The 22032-nt window shown below is 36.4% G+C and carries 24 protein-coding genes; 15 read left to right on the forward strand and 9 right to left on the reverse strand.

Annotation, left to right across the window (positions count from 1 at the left end; translation table 11 throughout):
- Positions 1 to 37: 37 nt before the first annotated feature.
- A complete protein-coding gene (locus B9T31_RS00370) occupies positions 38 to 499 on the forward strand; it encodes a DMT family transporter (protein ID WP_086179988.1) in 462 nt (153 codons plus the stop codon).
- 88 nt (positions 500 to 587) lie between these two features.
- On the forward strand, positions 588 to 1895 hold the full coding sequence (locus B9T31_RS00375) for an MATE family efflux transporter (protein ID WP_086180368.1): 1308 nt from the start codon (positions 588 to 590) through the stop codon (positions 1893 to 1895).
- Positions 1896 to 1963: 68 nt separating this feature from the next.
- On the opposite strand, the gene B9T31_RS00380 is transcribed toward B9T31_RS00375, so the two are convergent.
- Complete coding sequence (locus tag B9T31_RS00380; RefSeq protein WP_086179989.1) at positions 1964 to 2176, reverse strand: DUF1737 domain-containing protein; 213 nt, start codon at positions 2174 to 2176, stop codon at positions 1964 to 1966.
- Positions 2177 to 2440: 264 nt separating this feature from the next.
- Between B9T31_RS00380 and B9T31_RS00390 the strand changes: the two genes are divergently transcribed.
- Complete coding sequence (locus B9T31_RS00390) at positions 2441 to 3739, forward strand: ABC1 kinase family protein (protein ID WP_086179991.1); 1299 nt, start codon at positions 2441 to 2443, stop codon at positions 3737 to 3739.
- 97 nt (positions 3740 to 3836) lie between these two features.
- Positions 3837 to 4091, forward strand: a complete 255-nt coding sequence (locus B9T31_RS00395) for a type B 50S ribosomal protein L31 (RefSeq protein WP_086179992.1) — start codon at positions 3837 to 3839, stop codon at positions 4089 to 4091.
- A gap of 90 nt (positions 4092 to 4181) precedes the next feature.
- Here the strand turns inward: B9T31_RS00395 and crcB are convergent, their stop codons facing one another.
- Positions 4182 to 4562 (reverse strand): fluoride efflux transporter CrcB, encoded by a 381-nt coding sequence (gene crcB / locus B9T31_RS00400; protein WP_086179993.1) that lies wholly within the window; start codon positions 4560 to 4562, stop codon positions 4182 to 4184.
- 165 nt (positions 4563 to 4727) lie between these two features.
- Between crcB and B9T31_RS00405 the strand changes: the two genes are divergently transcribed.
- Positions 4728 to 5060 carry a HopJ type III effector protein gene (locus B9T31_RS00405; protein ID WP_086179994.1) on the forward strand — a complete coding sequence of 111 codons (333 nt, stop codon included), beginning with the start codon at positions 4728 to 4730 and terminating at the stop codon, positions 5058 to 5060.
- 49 nt (positions 5061 to 5109) lie between these two features.
- Here the strand turns inward: B9T31_RS00405 and B9T31_RS00410 are convergent, their stop codons facing one another.
- The 3 genes from B9T31_RS00410 to B9T31_RS00420 all read right to left on the reverse strand — a co-directional run bounded on the left by B9T31_RS00410 (position 5110) and on the right by B9T31_RS00420 (position 6727).
- Positions 5110 to 5523 carry a protease inhibitor I42 family protein gene (locus B9T31_RS00410; RefSeq protein ID WP_086179995.1) on the reverse strand — a complete coding sequence of 138 codons (414 nt, stop codon included), beginning with the start codon at positions 5521 to 5523 and terminating at the stop codon, positions 5110 to 5112.
- Between the two features lie 13 nt (positions 5524 to 5536).
- Positions 5537 to 6061 (reverse strand): hypothetical protein, encoded by a 525-nt coding sequence (locus B9T31_RS00415; protein ID WP_416202504.1) that lies wholly within the window; start codon positions 6059 to 6061, stop codon positions 5537 to 5539.
- A gap of 195 nt (positions 6062 to 6256) precedes the next feature.
- Complete coding sequence (locus tag B9T31_RS00420) at positions 6257 to 6727, reverse strand: Holliday junction resolvase-like protein (protein ID WP_086179997.1); 471 nt, start codon at positions 6725 to 6727, stop codon at positions 6257 to 6259.
- Between the two features lie 117 nt (positions 6728 to 6844).
- Here B9T31_RS00420 and B9T31_RS00425 point away from each other — a divergent pair, with 117 nt between their 5' ends.
- From B9T31_RS00425 to B9T31_RS00440, 4 genes are all read left to right on the forward strand, one after another.
- Entirely contained in the window at positions 6845 to 7489 is a 645-nt protein-coding gene (locus B9T31_RS00425) for a ParA family protein (RefSeq protein ID WP_086179998.1), read from the forward strand.
- Between the two features lie 127 nt (positions 7490 to 7616).
- Positions 7617 to 8753, forward strand: coding sequence for an AI-2E family transporter (locus B9T31_RS00430; protein ID WP_086179999.1), 1137 nt, complete (start codon positions 7617 to 7619; stop codon positions 8751 to 8753).
- A 92-nt stretch (positions 8754 to 8845) separates the two neighbouring features.
- A complete protein-coding gene (sodC, locus tag B9T31_RS00435) occupies positions 8846 to 9394 on the forward strand; it encodes a superoxide dismutase family protein (protein WP_086180000.1) in 549 nt (182 codons plus the stop codon).
- A gap of 137 nt (positions 9395 to 9531) precedes the next feature.
- Complete coding sequence (locus tag B9T31_RS00440) at positions 9532 to 9822, forward strand: DUF3817 domain-containing protein (RefSeq protein WP_086180369.1); 291 nt, start codon at positions 9532 to 9534, stop codon at positions 9820 to 9822.
- An 84-nt stretch (positions 9823 to 9906) separates the two neighbouring features.
- Here the strand turns inward: B9T31_RS00440 and B9T31_RS00445 are convergent, their stop codons facing one another.
- The 4 genes from B9T31_RS00445 to B9T31_RS00460 all read right to left on the reverse strand — a co-directional run bounded on the left by B9T31_RS00445 (position 9907) and on the right by B9T31_RS00460 (position 14605).
- Positions 9907 to 11268 carry an MFS transporter gene (locus B9T31_RS00445; RefSeq protein ID WP_213033209.1) on the reverse strand — a complete coding sequence of 454 codons (1362 nt, stop codon included), beginning with the start codon at positions 11266 to 11268 and terminating at the stop codon, positions 9907 to 9909.
- A gap of 115 nt (positions 11269 to 11383) precedes the next feature.
- Entirely contained in the window at positions 11384 to 12082 is a 699-nt protein-coding gene (locus tag B9T31_RS00450; protein WP_086180002.1) for a class I SAM-dependent methyltransferase, read from the reverse strand.
- Positions 12083 to 12191: 109 nt separating this feature from the next.
- Positions 12192 to 13880: an AMP-binding protein gene (locus B9T31_RS00455; RefSeq protein WP_086180003.1), complete on the reverse strand. Its 1689-nt coding sequence runs from the start codon at positions 13878 to 13880 to the stop codon at positions 12192 to 12194.
- 110 nt (positions 13881 to 13990) lie between these two features.
- The gene (locus B9T31_RS00460) at positions 13991 to 14605 is read right to left on the reverse strand and encodes a TetR/AcrR family transcriptional regulator (protein ID WP_086180004.1); all 615 of its coding nucleotides are present in this window, start codon (positions 14603 to 14605) and stop codon (positions 13991 to 13993) included.
- 146 nt (positions 14606 to 14751) lie between these two features.
- On the opposite strand from B9T31_RS00460, the gene B9T31_RS00465 reads away from it, so the two are divergent.
- From B9T31_RS00465 to B9T31_RS00490, 6 genes are all read left to right on the forward strand, one after another.
- Positions 14752 to 15924 carry an isovaleryl-CoA dehydrogenase gene (locus tag B9T31_RS00465; RefSeq protein ID WP_086180005.1) on the forward strand — a complete coding sequence of 391 codons (1173 nt, stop codon included), beginning with the start codon at positions 14752 to 14754 and terminating at the stop codon, positions 15922 to 15924.
- A gap of 33 nt (positions 15925 to 15957) precedes the next feature.
- Entirely contained in the window at positions 15958 to 17559 is a 1602-nt protein-coding gene (locus tag B9T31_RS00470; protein ID WP_086180006.1) for a carboxyl transferase domain-containing protein, read from the forward strand.
- Between the two features lie 10 nt (positions 17560 to 17569).
- On the forward strand, positions 17570 to 18364 hold the full coding sequence (locus B9T31_RS00475; RefSeq protein ID WP_086180007.1) for an enoyl-CoA hydratase/isomerase family protein: 795 nt from the start codon (positions 17570 to 17572) through the stop codon (positions 18362 to 18364).
- A gap of 18 nt (positions 18365 to 18382) precedes the next feature.
- On the forward strand, positions 18383 to 20377 hold the full coding sequence (locus B9T31_RS00480) for an acetyl/propionyl/methylcrotonyl-CoA carboxylase subunit alpha (RefSeq protein ID WP_086180008.1): 1995 nt from the start codon (positions 18383 to 18385) through the stop codon (positions 20375 to 20377).
- Entirely contained in the window at positions 20374 to 21264 is an 891-nt protein-coding gene (locus B9T31_RS00485; protein WP_086180009.1) for a hydroxymethylglutaryl-CoA lyase, read from the forward strand. The genes B9T31_RS00480 and B9T31_RS00485 overlap by 4 nt, the downstream gene beginning before the upstream one ends.
- A gap of 66 nt (positions 21265 to 21330) precedes the next feature.
- The gene (locus tag B9T31_RS00490) at positions 21331 to 22032 is read left to right on the forward strand and encodes a CoA transferase subunit A (RefSeq protein WP_086180010.1); all 702 of its coding nucleotides are present in this window, start codon (positions 21331 to 21333) and stop codon (positions 22030 to 22032) included.

The following is a 22032-nucleotide window of genomic DNA, read 5'->3' on the forward strand; positions in this document are numbered from 1 at the left end:
TTAGACTAAAGGCCATTCTAAAATTAATTTGTGCAACATGTTCAAAATATCGAATCAACTGCTCTTGCTCATGCCTTTAGCCATGGGAATTGGAATTGTTTTAACTTTCCAAACTGCAATTAATTCACAACTTAAGATATTTTTGCCTTCACATTTGCAAACTGCTCTTTTCTCTTTTTTAGTGGGTACAATAACGCTCTTTTGTTTAGTCCTCATCGAAAATGCTGGAAAACCAAATCTCAATCAGCTCTACGCGATGCCTTGGTATTTATGGTTTGGTGGCTGTCTGGGCGTTTATGCCATTACAATAAGTATTTTTACAGCGCCCAAACTCGGATTTTTAACCTTTTCAGGTTTAGTTATTTTTGGTCAAGTTGTCACATCCATGCTATTTGACCAATTTGGTTTATTAGGTGTCAATAAAACACCTATCAATTGGCAACGCCTTTTAGGTGGTATTGTGATTTTTATCGGTGTGCTTCTCACTTTACAACGCTAAAACTTTCACGCTAAGCACCAAATCATGAGTAAATGAAGTGTCAAAGATTAACAGTACACGTTACGAGTTAAAACAACTTTTTCAATTGATGATTCCTATTTTAGTGACCCAATTTGCCCAAGCTGGTTTTGGACTTATTGATACTATTATGGCTGGACATCTTTCTGCCAATGACCTTGCAGCGATTGCTGTGGGTGTCGGTCTTTGGATTCCAATCATGCTACTTTTTAGTGGCATTATGATTGCAACAACACCGTTAGTTGCAGAAGCTTACGGCGCACGAACATTCGATAAAATTGGCACCATTGCCAGACAATCGATATGGATTGCTTTAATCTTAGGAATTATTGCCGGCTTAATTCTACAAGTTATGCCTTTTCTTTTACCCTTGTTTGGTGTGCCTGAAAAATTAATTCCAAAGGCAAGTTTATTTTTACATGCGATTGGTTTTGGTATGCCTGCTGTTACGATGTATGCAGCCTTACGTGGCTATTCAGAGGCATTGGGCCACCCAAGACCTGTGACTGCAATTAGCTTAATTGCATTAGTGGCTTTAATTCCTCTCAACTATTTATTTATGTATGGGGCAGGTCCTATTCCTGCACTGGGTTCTGCTGGTTGTGGGTTTGCAACAGCTATTTTACAATGGTTAATGCTGATTGCCTTAGCACTCTATGTATTCAAAGCATCTGCTTATCAAAAAACTCAACCGTTTAGTGTCTTGGAAAAGCTTGATCCATATTGGATAAAAAGAATTTTTAAATTAGGTTTTCCGATTGGTTTAGCTATCTTCTTTGAAGTCAGCCTCTTTAGTACAGCCGCAATTGTGCTGAGTCCATTAGGTGAAATTACTATTGCTGCACACCAAATTGCCATTTCATTAACCACAATCTTGTTTATGGTTCCTATGTCATTGGCAATTGCACTGACGATTCGTATTGGTATTCATTATGGTGAAAAAAATATCAATGCCATGCAGAAAGTACAGATTTTAGGATTTATTACTGCGACCCTTTTAGCACTCATTTCAATGGCTGTTTTATGGTTATATCGACCTGAAATTATTTCGTTCTACACACAAGATTTTGATGTAGGCATCATTGCGATGCATTTAATTCTCTATGCCATAGCTTATCAACTTATGGATTCTTGGCAAGTCAGTGCAGCTGGATGCTTACGAGGTATGCAAGATACGAAAGGTCCAATGTGGATCACGATGGTTGCATATTGGGTTGTGGCCTTCCCTATTGGCATCTATTTAGTTCGTTTTACCGATACTGGCGCATCAGGAGTTTGGATTGGCTTAATTATTGGATTAAGCGTTGCGTGTGTTCTTTTACTCAGCCGCTTATATCTCAATAATAAACGACTTCACCAACAATTTAAGCAACCATAAATCATCTTTAATCGCCACTTTCAATCTCTTTATACAGAAAAAGAAAGTGGTTTTATTCACTATAAAACTTAATTCAGCGTGGCTAAAGCCTCTCTCAAAGCATGCGGAACATCTTTTTCTTCAACCTGATTTTTAACCACTGCTTGTCCAACAATAACATCTACACCATTGAACGTCATCGTTGGTAAACCATATAATTCATATCCTTCATTGAGTGCTTTGGTTACACGTGCACAAAAATTCACATCATCTTTTCCTGTAATATAACGATAAACTTTCATACCACTCTCTTTTCTGCTCTTTAAACGAACCCTAGCTTGATTTTAATACGCTTTTTCATATCTTCATACTAAACTTACTTTCAATGCTCAAATATAAAAATCAATTTAGCAAAGAATAAATTTCTTATTATTTTAAAAGTTTTAGTCATTATGAAGAACTTAAGAAGAATTTGAAACACAATATCTACAATTAAGAGTAGGCAATATTTCCAGACTCCCCTATGATCAAGTACATCTAGAAATGATGATCTTAAGGAATCTCGCATGGCAAAATCAGCAAGTACGCCTGGTCGTCGCTTTATGAAACTTGCAAGTATGACAGCAAGTATTACTACAAAAACCGTATCAAATTCACTAAAAAATCTGACTGCAAATGAAGAGCAAAAAAATGCAGCCCGTAGCCAATTATTCCAAGATATTGGATTACAAATCGCAAATACCTTAGGTGAAATGAAAGGTGCGGTCATGAAGGTCGGACAAATTGCCTCTCAATATAAAGACATTTTTCCACCCGAAGTTGCTCAAGCGATTGCTAAATTACAGCGACAAGCTCCCCCCATTCCATTCACTGAAATTAAAACACAAGTTGAAAAAGAACTAGGAAAACCACTTCATCAGGCTTTTACAAGTTTTGATGAAACTCCCTTTGCTTCTGCATCTATTGGACAAGTACACAAAGCCATTCTGCCCAGTGGTGAACAGGTTGTTGTCAAAGTACAATATCCAGGGGTAGATGAAGCGTGTGAAAGCGATTTAAAGCAAGTCCGTTTAGCTTTACGTCTCATGGGAATGATTAAAATTGATCGAAAACTGCAAGATAAGTTATTTAACGAAATTCAAGAAAGTTTAGACAATGAACTTAATTACCATATTGAAGCACAGAATTTAGAAGTTGCACGTGCATTTCATGAAGCATTAGATCAGAAAATTTTAATTCCACGAGTCTTCAAAGAATATTCTACACGTCATGTACTTACCTTGAGCTTTGAACCTGGTGAAACCATGGAAACTGCAAGTATGTGGCCTCAAAGCTTACGGAATGAACTCGGCAAACGGTTATTTAAAGCAATGGGGCAAGAAATTTTTTTCTTGAAACGGTTTCATTGCGATCCTCACCCTGGTAACTTTGCGTTCAGAGAAGATGGAACAGTTGTTGTATATGATTATGGCGGTGTTAAAATTTTATCCCCTGACGTCATTCAAACATTTAAACAGCTCATTCATGCTGCAAGAGACGGAGATATTGTAGAGCTCGAACAAAAGCTTGATGCTTTACAATCCATTACGGAGCAAGGAAAATACCCAGAAGAATTTTATCAACAATGGATTGAAATTCTATTACGGCCATTAACAACAACATATAATTTTGAAGAAAATTCTTCACATCACGATGCAGTTGTACTCATTAAATCTTCATTAAAGTATTGGGATATTTTTAAACCATCACCCGATACATTAATGGTGAATCGGACTTTTTCTGGGCATTATTGGAATTTAATTCATTTAAAAGTAAATGATAATTTAACCGATATTTTTGAAGAACTCGTTCCTCCAAAGACATAGAAATAAAATCTAATCTGTTTATAGGATTAGAATTTATTTACATTAATATTGTTATGTTATAACATAATAATATTAGTCGTTATTTTAGGAATTGATCATGCGTGCAAACATTCATCCAGAATATCGTGAAGTTTTATTTCATGACACAAATGCTGACGTGTATTTCCTTATTGGAAGTACTTTAAATCCAACTCAAACAAAAGAGTATCAAGGTAAAATCTATCCATATGTGAGCTTAGATATATCGAGTGCATCACATCCTTTTTATACAGGTGAGCAACGTCAAGCCAATAATGAAGGACGAATTGCAAGCTTTAATAAACGTTTTAATCGATTCAAGCGTTCACATTAATTTAAGGTTTATTTCAGAAAGCCAATTTATACTCCCTGCCTTGTGGAACCAAAGTTACTCCAATTTGGTTCCATTTTTTTATTTTATTATCTAAGGTGTATGTAAAAATACATTAAACAGATAAAAACCAATCACTAAAAATATGAGACCAATAATTAAGCTACTCAAAACATAACTTAAAGCAAGAACCATTTCCCCTTGCCTTAATAACATAAACGTTTCTAAACCAAAGCTAGAAAATGTCGTAAATCCACCTAAAATGCCCACCATTAAAAATAATCTAACTTCATTTTGAAGAAAAATATATTTTTCAGAAAATGCAAAAAAAACACCTGCTAAAAAACATCCAACGATATTGACTGACCATGTTGCCCATGGAAATACTGTTGCTGGCTTCACTAAATATAAAGCAATGCTATAACGAAAACTTGCGCCAATTGCACCACCTAAAGCAACCAATAGCCAATTCATCTTTATTCTACTTTGGATTAAACTTATCCATTCTAGCTTTAATTCTATTTTAAAATAAACCGCTACGACCTCTATTACGCAGTAAATTTGCATAAATTCTTATGCCACCTTTGAACAAAGCTTGTTATAGTCATCCTACAAAAATGAAAGTTGATGGATGCTTAAATGACCCAAAATTTATTGGAAAAACTTAAAACTGGTGAAGCAAAATTTGCAGATGTTATTTCACATATTGAAGCACATTATCATCATACACCTACCGCTTTTCGTAATGGAAAACAACATAATGCTTCAACAGAAAACCAAGGCAGTGCCAAAGTATTTTCATTTGCAAAATTAAACGATTTAAGTCAAGAACAAACACTTCATCTATTTGCTGAACATTACACCGCTGTCATTGCGACACCAGAAGCAACAGATCATCAAAATATTCGCCAATTTATTATTAACGGTTGGGAAGGTATTCAATTTGAAGGTGATGCATTAATTGCAAAATAAAAAAAGGGGTCATTTTGATCCCTTTTTATTATTTCAAATCACACATACGCTATGAAATACGTACTCGACATTTCCACTCATCTATAGGTGCATTATTTTCCCAAGCTCTGGCATGCTTCACTTGAATTAACTCTTCCCCTGGCTGTATGGCTTTAAATTTAAAAATCTTATGCCCTCCTGCACCCACCCGAGTAGGCTCACTTGATGCATCTTGATCAGTTACATAAGTTTCTTCTGATGTAAATAGTTTAAGGGGCTTTTCTAAAGACCAACCAAAACCAGTAGAAGGATTTTCATTTAATGTTAATTCTAAGGTCTGATCTACGTCCATTTCTAATAAGGTTGGACATTGTTGATATTGTGAAAATATAAAGGTTTTTCCATCAACAGTTGAACTCATCCCTGTGCAACCAGTTAAAATCATTCCAACCGTGAACAATAATGCAATTTTTCTATCATTCATAAGGTATTTTTCCTTAAGTTTTTTCTATCCATTGAATAGATTCAACTTTAAATACTTCACACGCACCATCCCCCGTATCCATAGGTGATAAGGAAGATGTCCAAACTAAATCTTTGTCTTTGATTTCAACCAAACTGCCTTGTAAGCGAACCAGATCACCACGTTTTACCTTTTTTATTTGTTTTGCAATGCTTGGATTAGCTGGAATAATATGCATATTCGAAACCATTTGTATCGCTTGCTCTGTAGGAACGGGCACAATATCCATTTTCCAATTCAAATAACGATCGTATTGTTTTATTCTTATTGTATTTGCAATACTCGGGTCTGCAAATAACCCCGAACTCACAGCATAATCAATCGGTGAAAATTTTGCTTGCTCATCATCTTTGTATACTTTAGCCCCTAAAATACGAAAGTCACCTTTAAACGGTTGTAACACTGTTATCGATTGACCTTGAGACACAGGTTCCAAACCCTTTGCAATATTATAATCGGTAGAAGCGTAAGCCGTTATGGATACCAATGAACTCATCATTACGGTGTTAAATAAGACTTTTTTAAACATTTTATACCTCATACTTTAATCGACATCGAACCCTCAATTTGATTCAAGGATGAATAAAATGATGATTTATAATTATAATAAACGATGTATTTTCTGAGATTATATAAACTTCGTAACAGGCTAAAGGCCTATCGTTGTGATTATGTCCCATGCTTGTAAAATAAATTAATTATCACCGAAATCAATTCTTATGGTTTCAAACCGAATTCTTCCTTGTTTAATGGCTTCTGCAATCGCTAACTGACCTTTGGTTAAGCGGGCTCCGCCACTTTTAATATCAATTAAAATTATTTCTAAATCATCAACTTGCCCAGCACCATCTCTCAAATCTGTATATCCCTTAAAAATAACATAATCAATCGGATCACCTAAAAATTTCGCATCACTTGGTAAATAGGGAAATTCGGGCAAAATAGGCGCCAATTGCTCTGCCATTTTTCCTTTTAATACAGCACGACTCGTATTCACACTTCGTTTTTGTGCATGTATTAAATCTTGTTGATGTTTTAACTCTAATTCAGCAATATATTGTTCATATTCAGCTTTAATACGCCCATTTCTTGAATTGGATAAAATCAATGTTGTAATTACAATCCCAACACCAACGCCAATTATCATTGCGATCCAAATGGACATGTATATTTCCTATTAATTAGAACAAAACTTTACTCTTTAATACTTTTGTCACAATGCAGTTTTTCTTGATAAAACAATGATATGCTATACCAAGCTAAATCATCTCACGCGTAAATCATGAAAACAATTTTAGTTGCAAATCAAAAAGGTGGATGCGGAAAAACCATTACTGCAATTAGTTTAGCATCTGCATTATCTCAAAAAGGATATCAAGTTGCACTTGCTGATGCAGACAATCAAAAATCGGCTCGACAATGGTTACAACAACGACCCGATACAGCAACAAAAATTGAAAGTTTAGACTGGCGACATGATAAATCTATTGGTGATGTTCCCAAGCATATTGAATATTTAATTATTGATGCCCCTGGCGCATTATCTAGTGATAAAGCTCAAACTCTGATTGCTGAAGCACATACCATTATTACACCGCTACAACCTTCTTTTTTCGATATTGATAGTACCCGTCGTTTCTTGAAACATTTACAAGACCTTAAACGTATCAAAAAAGGAAAAGTTGATATTTTACTCCTTGCCAACCGTGTCAAGCCGAATGGAACAAGCGCTAAAGATATTCAAGATTTTTTTCAAAAAATTGAACATGAACCTGTCGCATGGATTTCTGAGAGAACTGCATACGGACAACTTGCAATGCAAGGCTTAAGTGTTTTCGATAAACCACAAAAAGCTTATTTAAGTATTCAAAAACAATGGCAACCTGTATTAAATATGATTATTGATGATCCGAATAATTGGTTTTAATTCGTCTCAATATTAAGAACAATTAAAATAATATTCTGTCACACAGGATCTACACAGCTAAGGATATAATAGTTAAATATCCTTAGATTTTTTCTAGTACTATTAGCATAAGCAAAGAAATTTAACAGTGAATTCAGTGCAATCGTATACGCCTACTTTACAAAAAGTTCTGCTGTTTGGACTTTTTTTTATTTTAATTTTTTTGAGTTTTAGCGTTCTCAAATATTTTATCGTACCTGTAGTTTGGGCTGCCATTTTAGCTTATATGACATGGCCACTTTATCAAAAAACATTAAAACTATGTGGTCACCGCCCCAATATTAGTGCAACGATCATGATCATTTCAGTTTTGCTCATCATTGGCTTACCCATTATTTTAGCAATATTCATGTTACAACATGAAGGTCGTCAACTTTTTAGTGAGTTACAAAAACAACTATTCTCTGGGCACTTGGCTGTACCTGAACTCATTCAAGAACTTCCTATTATTGGTTCAGAAATTTCACGAATCGTTGCAGAGATCAATCAAGATCCTCAAAGTATTACACAAAATATTTCGACTTGGGTCCAAAGTCATTTAGATTATGGCAAAGTCTTAATGAATGAAATCAGTAAAAATATTTTTAAGCTGTGCTTTGCCGTTATGTCCCTATTCTTCTTCTATCGTGATGGTCATACGATTTTAAATCAGGTTCGTAAAGCATTTGAACTGGTTGTAGGAAATCGTGTACACCACTATTTAATCACCATTTCTGATACTACTCGTGCTGTTGTATATGGCATCGGATTAACAGCTATTGCTCAAGCCTTATTGGCAGGAATAAGCTATTTCGTTGCTGGCGTACCCAATCCAATGGTGTTAACCATTATTACATTTATTTTTGCCTTAATTCCATTCGGCCCTCCATTTGCCTATACTGCTGTTGCACTTTGGTTATTATCGCAAGGTCAAACGATAGAGGCTGTTGGTGTCATGGCATGGGGCGTTTGTGTGGTCAGCACCGCAGATAATGTCATTCGTCCTTTAGTTATTTCTGGTGCAACACAAATTCCTTTTTTACTGATTATGTTTGGGGTGCTCGGAGGCATCGCAAGTTTCGGTTTAATTGGTGTCTTTATTGGCCCTGTAATTCTTGCCATTCTTCTTGCTATTTGGCGAGAATGGTTAAACGAGCATGTGAATGAAAGTATGATGGTTCCGAAAAGTACTTTAGCTTATGATCTAGATGATCAAACTCAACCTTCATCTGATGACAAAACTTAAAAGAATTCGATCAGCTCACACAACATTTAATCCGACTAATTTGGTATTCTTTATTAAGCTTGATGATCAATAAGCTTTATAAAGGATATTCAATGACCACATTATTTAAAATAAAGACTGTAACAATATTCGCCTCACTATTCATTGCCGGCTGTTCTTCAGTACAGATCTCATCAAGTAATCATCAAAAACCAACGATCATTCATGCGGTTAGTTCGAAAGGTGTTGGCAATGAAATTGGTACTGTTTCATTTAAAGACAGTGCAGCAGGATTAGTCATTACAACAAATTTATCAAACTTGCCCGCTGGACCACACGGTTTTCATATTCATGAAAAAGGCTCTTGTGACACGGCAGAAAAAGATGGTGTCAACGTTGCAGCACTTGCAGCTGGTGGACACTATAATCCACTCCATGCCCCAAATCATGGTAATCCAATCTCAGGTCACTTAGGTGATTTACCAGTTCTTTTGGTTGAAAATAATGGGGCAGCTAACGTAACGTTAATTGCACCTAGATTAAAATATGCCAATGTTTCAGGCTTAGCCATTATGATTCATGCAGGTGGAGATAATTATTCAGATGATCCAAAACCATTAGGGGGTGGCGGTGATCGAATTGCATGTGGCATCATTCCGTAATGTCAGAAGTTATTCACATTTCATACTCATTCTGTGGATAACTTGCATGTTATAAACAGATAATTTTTGATCTTGGTTCTACTTCCCTGATTTATCCTATACACTCAGGACTCACTTTTTCTTGTGATCACATCATGATGAACAAACAAACATTACGTTTAGTTGGTTTTTTAGAAGGTATTTCTTTTATCCTTTTATTATTTATTGCCATGCCTGTGAAGTATATGATGGGTAATCCTCTACTGGTTAAATATATTGGAATGGGACACGGCCTACTATTTATGCTTTTACTCGCCATTTTATTTGTTGTTTGTCAAAAGCATAAATGGCCCAATAAAATTTTTATTCTGGGATTTGTTGCAGCAATTTTACCTTTTGGTCCATTTATATTTGATCAAAAACTCAAAAAACTAGATGAAGTGAATTAATCTGTTTCATCACTTATAAAATCAATGATAAAAAGCCGAATTGATTTTTCAACTCGGCTTTCTTGTATTAAATATACATAAATTTTAAATATTTACAGGTAATGTCTCGATCTTTTTTGTTGGCTCTATCACTGGCTCTATCGCTTGTTCACGTTTAATGAACATTACAGCAATGAAACCAATTACTGCAGGAACAGCGACTGCAATAAAATTCATACTGTGAGGTAAATCCATGCTCAGTAAAATACCAATAATAATGGGTCCAACAATTGCACCTATTCTTCCAACTGCAGAAGCCCAACCAATTCCTGTTGAGCGTACTGCAACAGGATAATACTGAGCAACATAACTATAGAGTAAAATACTTCCCCCAATAGAAGACGCACCAGCTAAAGCAACCAGAAAATAAATCACATATGTCGGTGAATTAAATCCTAAACCGATTAAAGAGATTGCACCCACCACAAACATACCCATAATGACTGGCTTTAAATGGAAATGATCTGCAAGAATCCCGCCGCCAATTGTGCCAATCACTGCGCCAATATTTAAAGCCAGTAAAAACACCAAACTGCTGCCTAATGAGTATCCTGCTGCCATCATGAGTTTAGGTAACCAACTGCCCAGTGCGTACACCATCAATAAACACATAAAGAAACAGCACCAAAATAATAAAGTGCTCATTGCGCGCCCTTGATTAAATAATGCGATTACAGAAGAGTCTTTTACTTGTACTTCATTCAGTTTAAACACTGTTTCTGCTGATATATTTATGTTTGGTTCAATTTTTTTAACCGCATCTCTTGCTTTTTGATCCTCGCCATTTTTAACCAAAAAAGTTAAAGATTCTGGTAAATATTTCCATAAAATGGGTAAAGTCAAAAGCGGAATTCCCGCAAGCAAGAACATAATAGTCCAACCATATTGAGGTGTTAATGCAGCACCCAAAAGTGCGGCTAAAATTCCCCCAACTGCATAACCACTAAACATAATCGTCACGAGCGTGCTACGTAATTTCTTCGGCGCAAATTCTGATGTTAAAGCAACTAAATTGGGCAAAACACCACCGATACCCAGTCCTGCGATGAATCTTAATATTCCAAATTCAACAGGATTTGAAGCAAAACTCCCTAAAAAGGTAAATCCACTAAATAATGTTACACATATAATAATTACTTTTTTTCGACCAATACGATCTGCAAGCATGCCAAATAACATTGCACCAAACATCATTCCAGCTAAAGCAGTACTTGCAAGCAGCCCCGCCTCAACAGAAGTAATGTTCCAATCTGCCATAAGAAAGGGTAAGACTACACCATTAATTGCAAGGTCATAGCCATCAAAAATCACAATAAATAAGCACCATAACACTACAGCAACATGAAATTTTTTAAATTTAGCATTATCAATTACAGCATTTACATTCATTATTTGTGTATTTTTCATTCTAAAAGTGGAATATTTTTATAAGTATGGTTCAACGCTTTAGGACGAACAAATCTCATATGAAACTGAGTATATTCATATAAATTAAAGAACAATAAAGTGTAGAAATTAATTTTTAATCATGGATGTTTTTTGATTTCAAACTATGATGTTTTTGGATTAAAAAACCATAATAATTGATAATTTGGCAAAAAATTTCACTCGTATTAAACCCAACTGACTTAAGACAAACACGATAATCATCAATAGTTATTAATTGGAAATCTTGTTGTATTCGTTCAATCATTTTTTGACTTTGATGTTTCTGTAACCCTATTTGTTCTGCTAAATGCTGCATAATATTAAATGTATATGCATGTTCTTGAAGCATAAGATCATATGTAATAAATATTGTATTCTCTTTAAGTCTTGAATAAATAGAACGATAAAATTCTAGCTTCTCTTTAAAAGGCACAAAATGTCCAACTAAAATGGCAAGAGCTGCATCAAATTGTTCTGTTTCAGCGAGCTGATTTACATCACCATGTATAAATGTTACCCGCTCCTGATGCATTTTTAAATTTTGTTGCGCTTGTTCTAACATCGTAGAAGAAGTATCAACTGCTGTAAAATGCCATGAATTATGCTTTTGTAACAAATACTGTAATTCATATCCAGTTCCACATCCCACCACTAAGACATGTGCAGATTCACTCAAAAAAGTACTTAAAATTGCATCTATTTGCTGATGTACTAATTCATATCCTGGAATTAATTTACGAATGTGTTCGTCATAATGGGTCACCACATTTTGGTTTTGAAAATCTTTTGCCATCTGATTTACTCTATTTTTCCTATAATTTAATGCGCAGTTTCAAACAACACTCAAAAAGCATTTCCTTTGTCTTAAATCAGGCGAAGGAAATGTTCAGTGCATATAGTAATTAAGCAATCTCTTTAATATTTAATGTTTTAATCATTACTTCTTGTAATTTAAATTTTTGCGCTTTTCCAGATGCAGTCATTGGAAATTGTTCAAAAAAGTACACATATTTAGGAACTTTGTTATGTGAAATATGCTCTATACAAAACTGTCGAATATCTTCAGCACTACACACATGTCCCTCATGTAAAATAATACAAGCACATAATTCTTCCCCGTATCTTGGATCTGGTACCCCAATCACTTGAACTTCAGACACGGCCTTATGAATATAAAGGAAATCCTCAATTTCTTTGGGAAATAAATTTTCTCCACCACGAATCACCATGTCTTTAATACGACCTTTAATTTGAATATATCCATGAATATCCATTTCAGCGATATCACCTGTATGCATCCATCTTGCATTATCAATTACATCATGCGTTTTATCGAAATCATCCCAATAGCCCAACATCACAGAATAACCGCGTACACATAATTCGCCCGCTGTACCACGAGGAACAACTCTTCCGCACTCATCGATAATTTTAACTTCTAAATGAGGGTGAACTCGACCGACCGTTGCCACCCGCTGCTCAATGGAATCATCTGTCGAACTCTGCGCACTTACTGGTGCCGTTTCTGTCATTCCATAACAAATGGTAATTTGCTCCATGTGCATCCGATCCATCACACGTTGCATGATTTCTTTTGGACATGGGCTGCCTGCCATAATGCCTGTTCTTAAACTCGATAAATCAAAATCATTAAACTTTTCATGCTCTAATATGCCAATAAACATTGTCGGCACACCATATGCTGCTGTACATTTTTCTTGTTCAATTGCATTTAAAGTATCTAGAGCATTAAACACAGGAGATGGATAAACCATGGTTGAACCATGCGTAATACATGCTAAATTCCCCATGACCATGCCAAAACAATGAAAGAGAGGAACGGAAATACAGACACGATCGACTGGACTTAAATGAATGCTTTCTCCAACAAAATAACCATTATTTAAAATATTATTATGTGTCAGCATTGTCCCTTTAGGGCTACCTGTCGTTCCTGAAGTAAATTGGATATTTATCGTATCATCAAATTGTAATTGCTGTGAAAGATGCTGTAATTCACTCAGCTGCTCTAAACGTGGGGGTAATAGTAAATCTGTAAAACGATGTACGCCTTTATGTTCTTGATCATCAATTTTAATAATATGTTTTAAATAAGGTAATTTTATAGCGTCTAAAACTTTAGTTTCAGAATCATCAATTTCAGGCGCAATTTTTTTCAATACATCTAAATAATTTGTTGTCTTTAACTGCGAAGCAAGGACAATTGCCTTACATGAAACTTTATTTAAAACATATTCTAATTCACTACTTTTATAAGCTGGGTTAAAGTTAACTAAAATAATTCCAACTTTAAATGCAGCAAATTGTGTAATGGTCCATTCCACACAATTAGGTGACCAAATTGCGAGTCGATCCCCTTTTTGCAAACCTAATGTTAATAATCCACAAGCAAAAGCATTCACTTTATCTTGCAGTTGCTGATAACTTAATCGAACATTCTGATAAACGCTAATAATCGCATCATGGTCTGCATATTGTGTACAGGCTTGATCAAATTTTTCACCAATAGTCATTCCTAATAAGGGCTGACTGCTTGCACCATAAGCATAACTTAATTGCACGGGTTCCATCGAAACACTCCTTGATTCTTTGTAGTTCTGATTTTTACACTGTTGTTTTGTTGCGATGACGACCTTGTCAATCTTGCCTTTTATATTTTTGGAATGATAAAAATTTCCTCCTATTTACTCACTGCATTCACACAAAAATCGGCAATTTGTTTGACAAAATAGTCTTTATTCTTTTGATCAAACATCACATCACGAGAAGGATTTAATGGCTCAATAACAATATAAGTCATCGCACCAACGATTCCTAAAGCCGCCGTATTCAAGTCTTCAAACACAAACTCGCCATTGACTTTACCTTCCGCTAAAATTTCTTTAATGCTTTGTTTAATCAATTGCTTACTACGAAATCGTTCATGTTCAATTTCGGGTTCTGCTGGTTCGAACATCAATGAGTATGCAAGTTGAGGACTATTCATGGCGCGCTTTACAAAAGTTGTAATAGATTGTTTCAGTTTTTGTCTTGCAGATAAATCTAAAGTTCCTATTTGATTAATAATATTAATTTCAAATCGAATTGCTTCAGATAAAACCTCAATTAAAATCTGACTTTTGTTTTTAAAATATCGATACACCAAACCACTTGATACCCCTGCACGGTCTGCTATCGCTTGTATCGACGCTTCTTTAAAGCCACCTTGAGCAATCAATTCACGCGCGGATTGCAAAATCGCTAATCGATTTTGTTCCATTCGTTCTTGCATCAATGATGATCGTTTATAACTCATATGCTTATTCTCAACTAGATAAATTGAATTGTAAATCATTTTGTGAATTTTAGTTCACTTTTTTGATTTTTCATTGTATGTTGAATAATAGGTATCAACATATACGTTTGGAAACTACAAATATAAACCCTAGGATGGATCAGATAATGAATATACAAAGTTTGAATTTTGGCTTAGATGAAACACTGATTGCACTTCGTGATTCAATCGCTGCGTTTTGTGCTAAAGAAATTAGCCCGATTGCTCAACAAGTTGACCAAGACAATAAATTTCCGTCCCATCTCTGGAAAAAATTTGGAGATATGGGGCTATTAGGTCTCACCGTAAGTGAAGCATATGGTGGTTCAAACTTTGGATATCTTGCACATATTATTGCCATGCAAGAAATTTCTCGTGCTTCCGCCTCTATTGGTCTGTCCTATGGTGCCCATTCTAACCTATGTGTGAACCAAATAAATCGAAATGGCAATGAAGAACAAAAACACCGCTATTTACCCAAGCTTATTTCAGGAGAATATATTGGTGCATTGGCAATGTCTGAGCCAAATGCAGGCTCTGATGTTGTTAGTATGAAGCTCAAAGCTGAAGATCAAGGTGACCATTTTATTTTAAATGGTTCAAAAATGTGGATTACCAATGGCGGAGATGCTGATGTTCTAGTGGTCTATGCAAAGACGGACAATACCGCTAAATCAAATAATTTAACGGCGTTCATTGTTGAAAAAAATATGGCAGGTTTTAGCCACGGCACCCATTTAGATAAGCTAGGAATGCGTGGTTCAAATACTTATCCGCTGTTCTTTGACAATGTTAAAGTTCCTAAAGCGAATGTTCTAGGCGGTATTGGTCAGGGTGTGAAAGTATTAATGAGTGGACTGGACTATGAACGTGCCGTGTTAAGCGCTGGTCCTTTAGGCATTATGGATGCGTGTATGGATACCATTATTCCATATATTCATGATCGCCAACAATTTGGACAAGCGATTGGTGAATTTCAGCTAATACAAGGAAAAGTTGCAGATATGTATTCAACTTGGCTTGCATGTAAAGCCTTAGTGTATGCGGTTGGTACAGAATGTGATCGAGCTGATCATCGACGCAGTTTACGAAAAGATGCTGCAAGTGCAATTTTATATGCAGCTGAAAAAGCCACGTGGATGGCAAGTGAAACCATTCAAGTCTTGGGTGGAAATGGCTATATCAATGAATTCCCTGCTGGGCGCTTATGGCGAGATGCCAAACTTTATGAAATTGGCGCTGGGACATCAGAAATTAGACGAATGCTGATTGGTCGTGAACTTTTTAATGAAACCGCATAAATGCTTAAATAAAATATCATAAGGACATTCACGATGAATCAAATTCAAAGCAAAATTAATATTCGAAGTGATGAATTTAATACTAATAAATTAGCCATGCAGTCTTTGGTTCAAGACTTAAAAGAAAAAGTAGAACAGATTGCATTAGGTGGTGGTGAAACAGCGCGTCACAAACATTTAAATCGTGGGAAATTATTACCACGAGATCGAATTAATCAACTCATTGATGTTGGTACTGCCTTTTTAGAAATTGGTCAACTCGTTGCTTACCAAGTGTATGCAGATGATATTCCAGCGGCTGGGGTCATTGCAGGTGTCGGGCAAGTCAATGGGGTCACCTGTATGATTATTGCCAATGATGCCACAGTCAAAGGTGGAACTTATTATCCCCTGACTGTCAAAAAACATTTGCGTGCGCAAGAAATTGCCGAACAAAATCAACTGACTTGTATCTATTTGGTCGATTCTGGTGGAGCTTATCTGCCACTACAAGATGAAGTGTTTCCAGATCGTGATCATTTTGGTCGTATTTTTTACAATCAAGCCCGTATGTCTAGCCAAGGAATTGCACAAATTGCCGTGGTGATGGGAAGTTGTACAGCTGGTGGTGCCTATGTTCCCGCAATGTCTGATGAAACCGTAATTGTACGCAATCAAGGGACTATTTTTCTTGGTGGTCCGCCATTAGTTAAAGCAGCAACAGGCGAAATTGTGAGTAGCGAAGACTTAGGCGGTGGCGATGTTCATACACGTCTCTCTGGTGTAGCAGATCATCTTGCTGAAAGTGATGAACATGCAATTGCAATTGCCCGTAATATTGTAGCGAATTTAAATAAAACACCACATCAATTTTCTAATGACGTTGAAGCACCATTATTCAATGCTTCAGACTTATACGGTATTGTGCCAAATGATGCACGTAAACCTTTTGATGTTCGGGAAATTATTGCTCGTCTTGTTGATGGTTCAAGATTCGATGAGTTTAAAGCACGCTTTGGTACAACCTTAGTAACAGGTTTTGCCAAACTCTATGGCATAAAAATTGGAATTATTGCCAATAATGGCATTCTATTTTCTGAGTCAGCTCAAAAAGGCGCTCATTTTATTGAACTCTGCGCACAGCGCAATATTCCACTACTTTTCCTTCAAAATATTACAGGCTTTATGGTCGGTCGTCAGTATGAAAATGAAGGTATTGCAAAAAATGGTGCCAAATTAGTTACAGCCGTTGCAACCGCCAATGTGCCTAAGCTGACTTTAGTGATTGGTGGTTCATTTGGTGCTGGAAATTATGGAATGTGTGGTCGTGCCTATTCACCACGCTTTATGTGGACATGGCCAAATTCCCGGATTTCTGTTATGGGTGGAGAACAAGCTTCTAGCGTCCTTGCCACATTAAAACGAGATCAAATTGAACAAAAAGGAAATCAATGGTCGAGTGAGGAAGAAGATCAGTTTAAGCAACCTATTCGAGAACAATATGAACGCCAAGGACATCCTTATTATGCCTCAGCACGCTTATGGGATGACGGTGTCATTGATCCAATACAATCTCGTGAAGTATTGGGCTTAAGTCTCGCTGCTGCCCTCAATGCACCAATTCAACCCACTAAATTCGGTATTTTCCGCATGTAAGAGGTGCAATATGAATTATCAATATTTGCAATTAGAACAAAATAACCAAGTCATGACGATTTGGATTAATCGTGCCGAAATGCATAATGCATTTAATACCGATGTTATTCATGAACTTGATACCTGTTTTCAAGTACTTCATCACAATGACGAAATTCGTGTTGTCATTTTGGCGGGGAGAGGAAAAAATTTTTCAGCAGGTGCAGATTTAAACTGGATGAAACAAGCAGGTTCTGCCTCTCAAGATGAAAATGAAGCAGATGCATTAAAGCTTGCCCATATGTTACATCGCCTAGCAACCTTAAAACAACCGACTATCGCACGCGTTCAAGGTATTGCTTTTGGTGGTGGAATGGGACTTGCATCTGCCTGTGACATTTGTATTGCCAGTACTGAAGCAAAGTTTGCCACATCTGAAGTCCGCTTAGGTTTAGCACCTTCAACCATAAGCCCATATGTTATTCGTGCAATTGGTGCACGCCAAGCATCCCGTTATTTTTTAACGGCTGAACATATTTCAGCAGAACAAGCCAAATCTATGGGTTTAGTTCATGAGGTAACAGCGCCCAATGATCTTGATACAACTATAACAAAAATTGTGGACAATCTATTAATGGGTGCGCCGTTTGCACAAAGTGCCTCAAAACAATTAATTCAAATAGTTGATCTACAAGAAGTTACTGATGAGTTAATGCTCAAAACAGCACAACATATTGCCCATATCCGCCAAGGAAGTGAAGCAAAAAATGGATTGAATGCTTTTCTGAATAAACAACGCCCTGCTTGGATTAATGCAACGGCATAACAATAAAGGATTTTGACAATGTTTGAAAAAATATTAATTGCCAACCGTGGTGAAATTGCTTGTCGCGTGATTCGTACTGCAAAGAAACTAGGAATTAGCACCGTTGCTGTATATTCAGATGCAGATGCAAATGCACAACATGTCAAACTTGCAGATGAAGCGATTTATATTGGTGCATCTCCAGCATCACAAAGTTATTTACAAATTGACCGAATTATTGAAGCTGCACGTTTAACGGGTGCACAAGCCATCCATCCAGGATATGGTTTTTTATCTGAAAATGATCAATTTGCACGTGCATGTCAGCAAAATCAAATTGTCTTTATTGGACCTCCTGTAGATGCTATTTTAGCAATGGGCTTAAAAGCAACGTCAAAAGTTTTAATGGAAAAAGCAGGTGTTCCACTGACACCTGGTTACCATGGTACCCATCAAGATCCTGATTTTTTAAAACAGCAAGCCGATAAAATTGGCTACCCTGTTTTAATTAAGGCAAGTGCAGGTGGTGGTGGTAAAGGCATGCGTTTAGTTGAAGATGGTGAGTCATTCTTCAGTCATTTAGCCTCATGTAAAAGTGAAGCACGTGCAAGTTTTGGTAATGATGATGTTTTAATTGAACGCTATGTAATTCAACCACGCCATATTGAAGTACAAGTTTTTGGTGATATGCATGGAAATTATGTGCATTTTTTTGAACGTGATTGTTCTGTTCAACGTCGCCATCAAAAAGTATTAGAAGAAGCCCCTGCTCCTCATATGCCTGAAGATAAGTTAGAAGCCATGCGTCAAGCAGCAATTAATGCCGCACGTGCAGTCAACTATGTGGGTGCAGGTACCGTTGAGTTCATTGTTGAACAAAATGGTACTGCCTACTTTATGGAAATGAATACACGTTTACAAGTTGAACATCCTGTCACTGAAATGATTACAGGAGAAGACCTTGTAGAATGGCAGCTCCGTGTTGCTTTTGGCGAACCCTTACCAAAACAACAACATGAATTACGTATCAATGGACATGCCCTAGAAGCACGTGTGTATGCGGAACAACCTGAAAATGGATTTTTACCAGCTATTGGTCAAATTACTTATTTAAAATATCCGCAGCAAAATGACCGTGTGCGTGTTGATAGCGGAATTATTGAAGGCGATGAAATTAGCACCTTCTATGATCCCATGATTGCCAAATTAATTGTATGGGCAGAAAATCGCGATGCCGCATTAATTCAAATGCATCATGCACTAGAACAATTTCATGTTGATGGTTTAGGCAATAACATTGCATTTTTAGACCGTTTGGTTTGTTGTCAATCTTTTAAAAATGCAGACTTAGATACCAATCTGATTCAACGTGAAGAAAACTTTCTTTTGCCCTCTAAAGCAAGTTTAACCACCGAACAAGCCATTAGTGCGGGTGTAGTTGAGTTACTTTGTCGACTTGAAAAAATTCAACACACACATTCTCCTGTATGGAGCACACACCCATTCTGGCGTTTAAATCAATCAAGTAGCTATTTAGTTTCTCTCATTTATAGTGACCAAACGTTACAAATACATTTTAACCTACATGCCGATGGTATTTGGGCAACCTTGAATCATGAAAAAGTTCATCTTCAAGCAAAATTGCTCGATCAACACACAGTACAAATAAAATTTGCAAATCAAAAATTCAATTTATCATTCAATCAAACAGAGCAAGGAATTACCTTATTCCAAAAAGGGCAAAGTTATAAATTTAGCTATGTTGAAACAAAGTTCAATCAAACAGATGATGAAAATACTGAAAATAACCTGATCGCCCCGATGCCTGGTGTAATTACTCAAGTTCTAGTGAACTCCAAAGATATGGTCAAAAAGAATGACGTGCTCATGACATTGGAAGCCATGAAAATTGAATATTCTATTCGGGCGCCTTATGACGGGATTGTAACGAATGCTTATTATCAGCATGGAGATCAAGTTAAATCTGGTGACAAACTCATTGAACTACAACCAATGACGGAGAATGTAGCATGAATGACTTTGTCAAAATTGTTGAAGTTGGACCACGAGATGGGCTACAAAATGAAAAGCAGCCTTTAAGTTTAGTGCAACGTGAAAATCTCATTCTAGATTTAATGCAAGCTGGATTATCAGCAATTGAGGTCGGCTCTTGCGTATCGGCAAAATGGGTACCACAAATGGCCGATAGTGATCTTCTTTTTGCAAATTTACCTAAAAACCCAAATATACAACTGAGTTTGCTCACACCGAATGTAAAGGGATTTGAATCAGCCTTAGCTGTTGGCTGTACTGAAGTTGCAATTTTTACTGCGGCATCTGAAAGCTTTACTCAAAAGAATATTAATTGTTCTATTCAAGAAAGCTTAGCAAAATTTAAAGATGTTATCGATATGGCCAAAGCAAATCACGTTAAAGTTCGTGGTTATGTTTCTTGCATTATTGATTGTCCTTATGAAGGTGCAATTTCACCTCATAAAGTCCTTAAAGTTACGCAATCACTACTTGATATGGGATGTTATGAGGTTTCTTTGGGCGAAACGATTGGTACTGCAACGCCAAATCGGGTTAAACAATTATTAGATGTGTGCCTTGCTGAAATAGATACTCAAAAACTCGCTGGGCACTTTCATAATACCTATGGCATGGCAATTGCGAATATTTATCAAGCACTTCTACAAGGTATTCGTACTTTTGATGCATCTATTTCAGGTTTAGGTGGCTGTCCTTATGCAAAAGGTGCATCAGGAAATGTGGCGACTGAAGATTTATATTATTTACTTTCTCAAATGGGATTTGAAACCGGTATTCAAGTCGATGCTTTAATGCAAGCCAGCCGAAATATTAGTCAAGCATTACAACGTAAAAATATATCTCATTATGCCAATGCATATTGGCAATAGCAGAGCGGTTTTACACATTTCCACTGATAAAAATAGAATGTACTTTAAGGATTGAGGAAAATAAGGATGAATAAAGTCTTTTCCAGTGCAGAACAGGCATTAATTGATATTGTTGCTGATCATCAAACCATTGCTGTTGGCGGCTTTGGACTCTGTGGTATTCCTGAAGCACTCATTAATGCCTTAAAAAATACTGGTGTCAAAAATCTGACCTGTATTTCAAATAATGCAGGCGTGGATGATTTTGGTTTAGGTAAACTCCTACATACCAAACAAATTAAAAAAATGATCTCTTCATATGTTGGAGAAAATAAGGAATTTGAACGTCAATTCCTCAATGGTGAGCTTGAAGTCGAGCTTACGCCTCAAGGAACCTTAGCTGAAAAATTACGTTCAGGCGGTGCAGGTATTCCTGCCTTTTTTACCCGAACTGGCGTTGGAACATTCGTTGCTGATGGTAAAGAAATTCGTGAGTTTAATGGTCAAGATTATATTTTAGAACATGCACTCACCGCAGATGTTGCATTAATAAAAGCATATAAGGCAGATAAAGCAGGCAACTTAATTTTCCGTAAAACTGCTCGAAATTTTAATCCTGAATGTGCGATGGCTGGAAAAATCACCATTGCTGAAGTAGAACACATTGTCGATATTGGTGAGCTAGATCCTGATGAAATTCATTTACCTGGAATTTATATTCACCGAATTATCTTGAATGCAACCCCTGAAAAACGTATTGAACAAATGACATTAAAGGCGGAGGGATAA

It is taken from the genome of Acinetobacter sp. ANC 4558, assembly GCF_002135375.1.
Taxonomy (GTDB): Bacteria; Pseudomonadota; Gammaproteobacteria; order Pseudomonadales; family Moraxellaceae; genus Acinetobacter.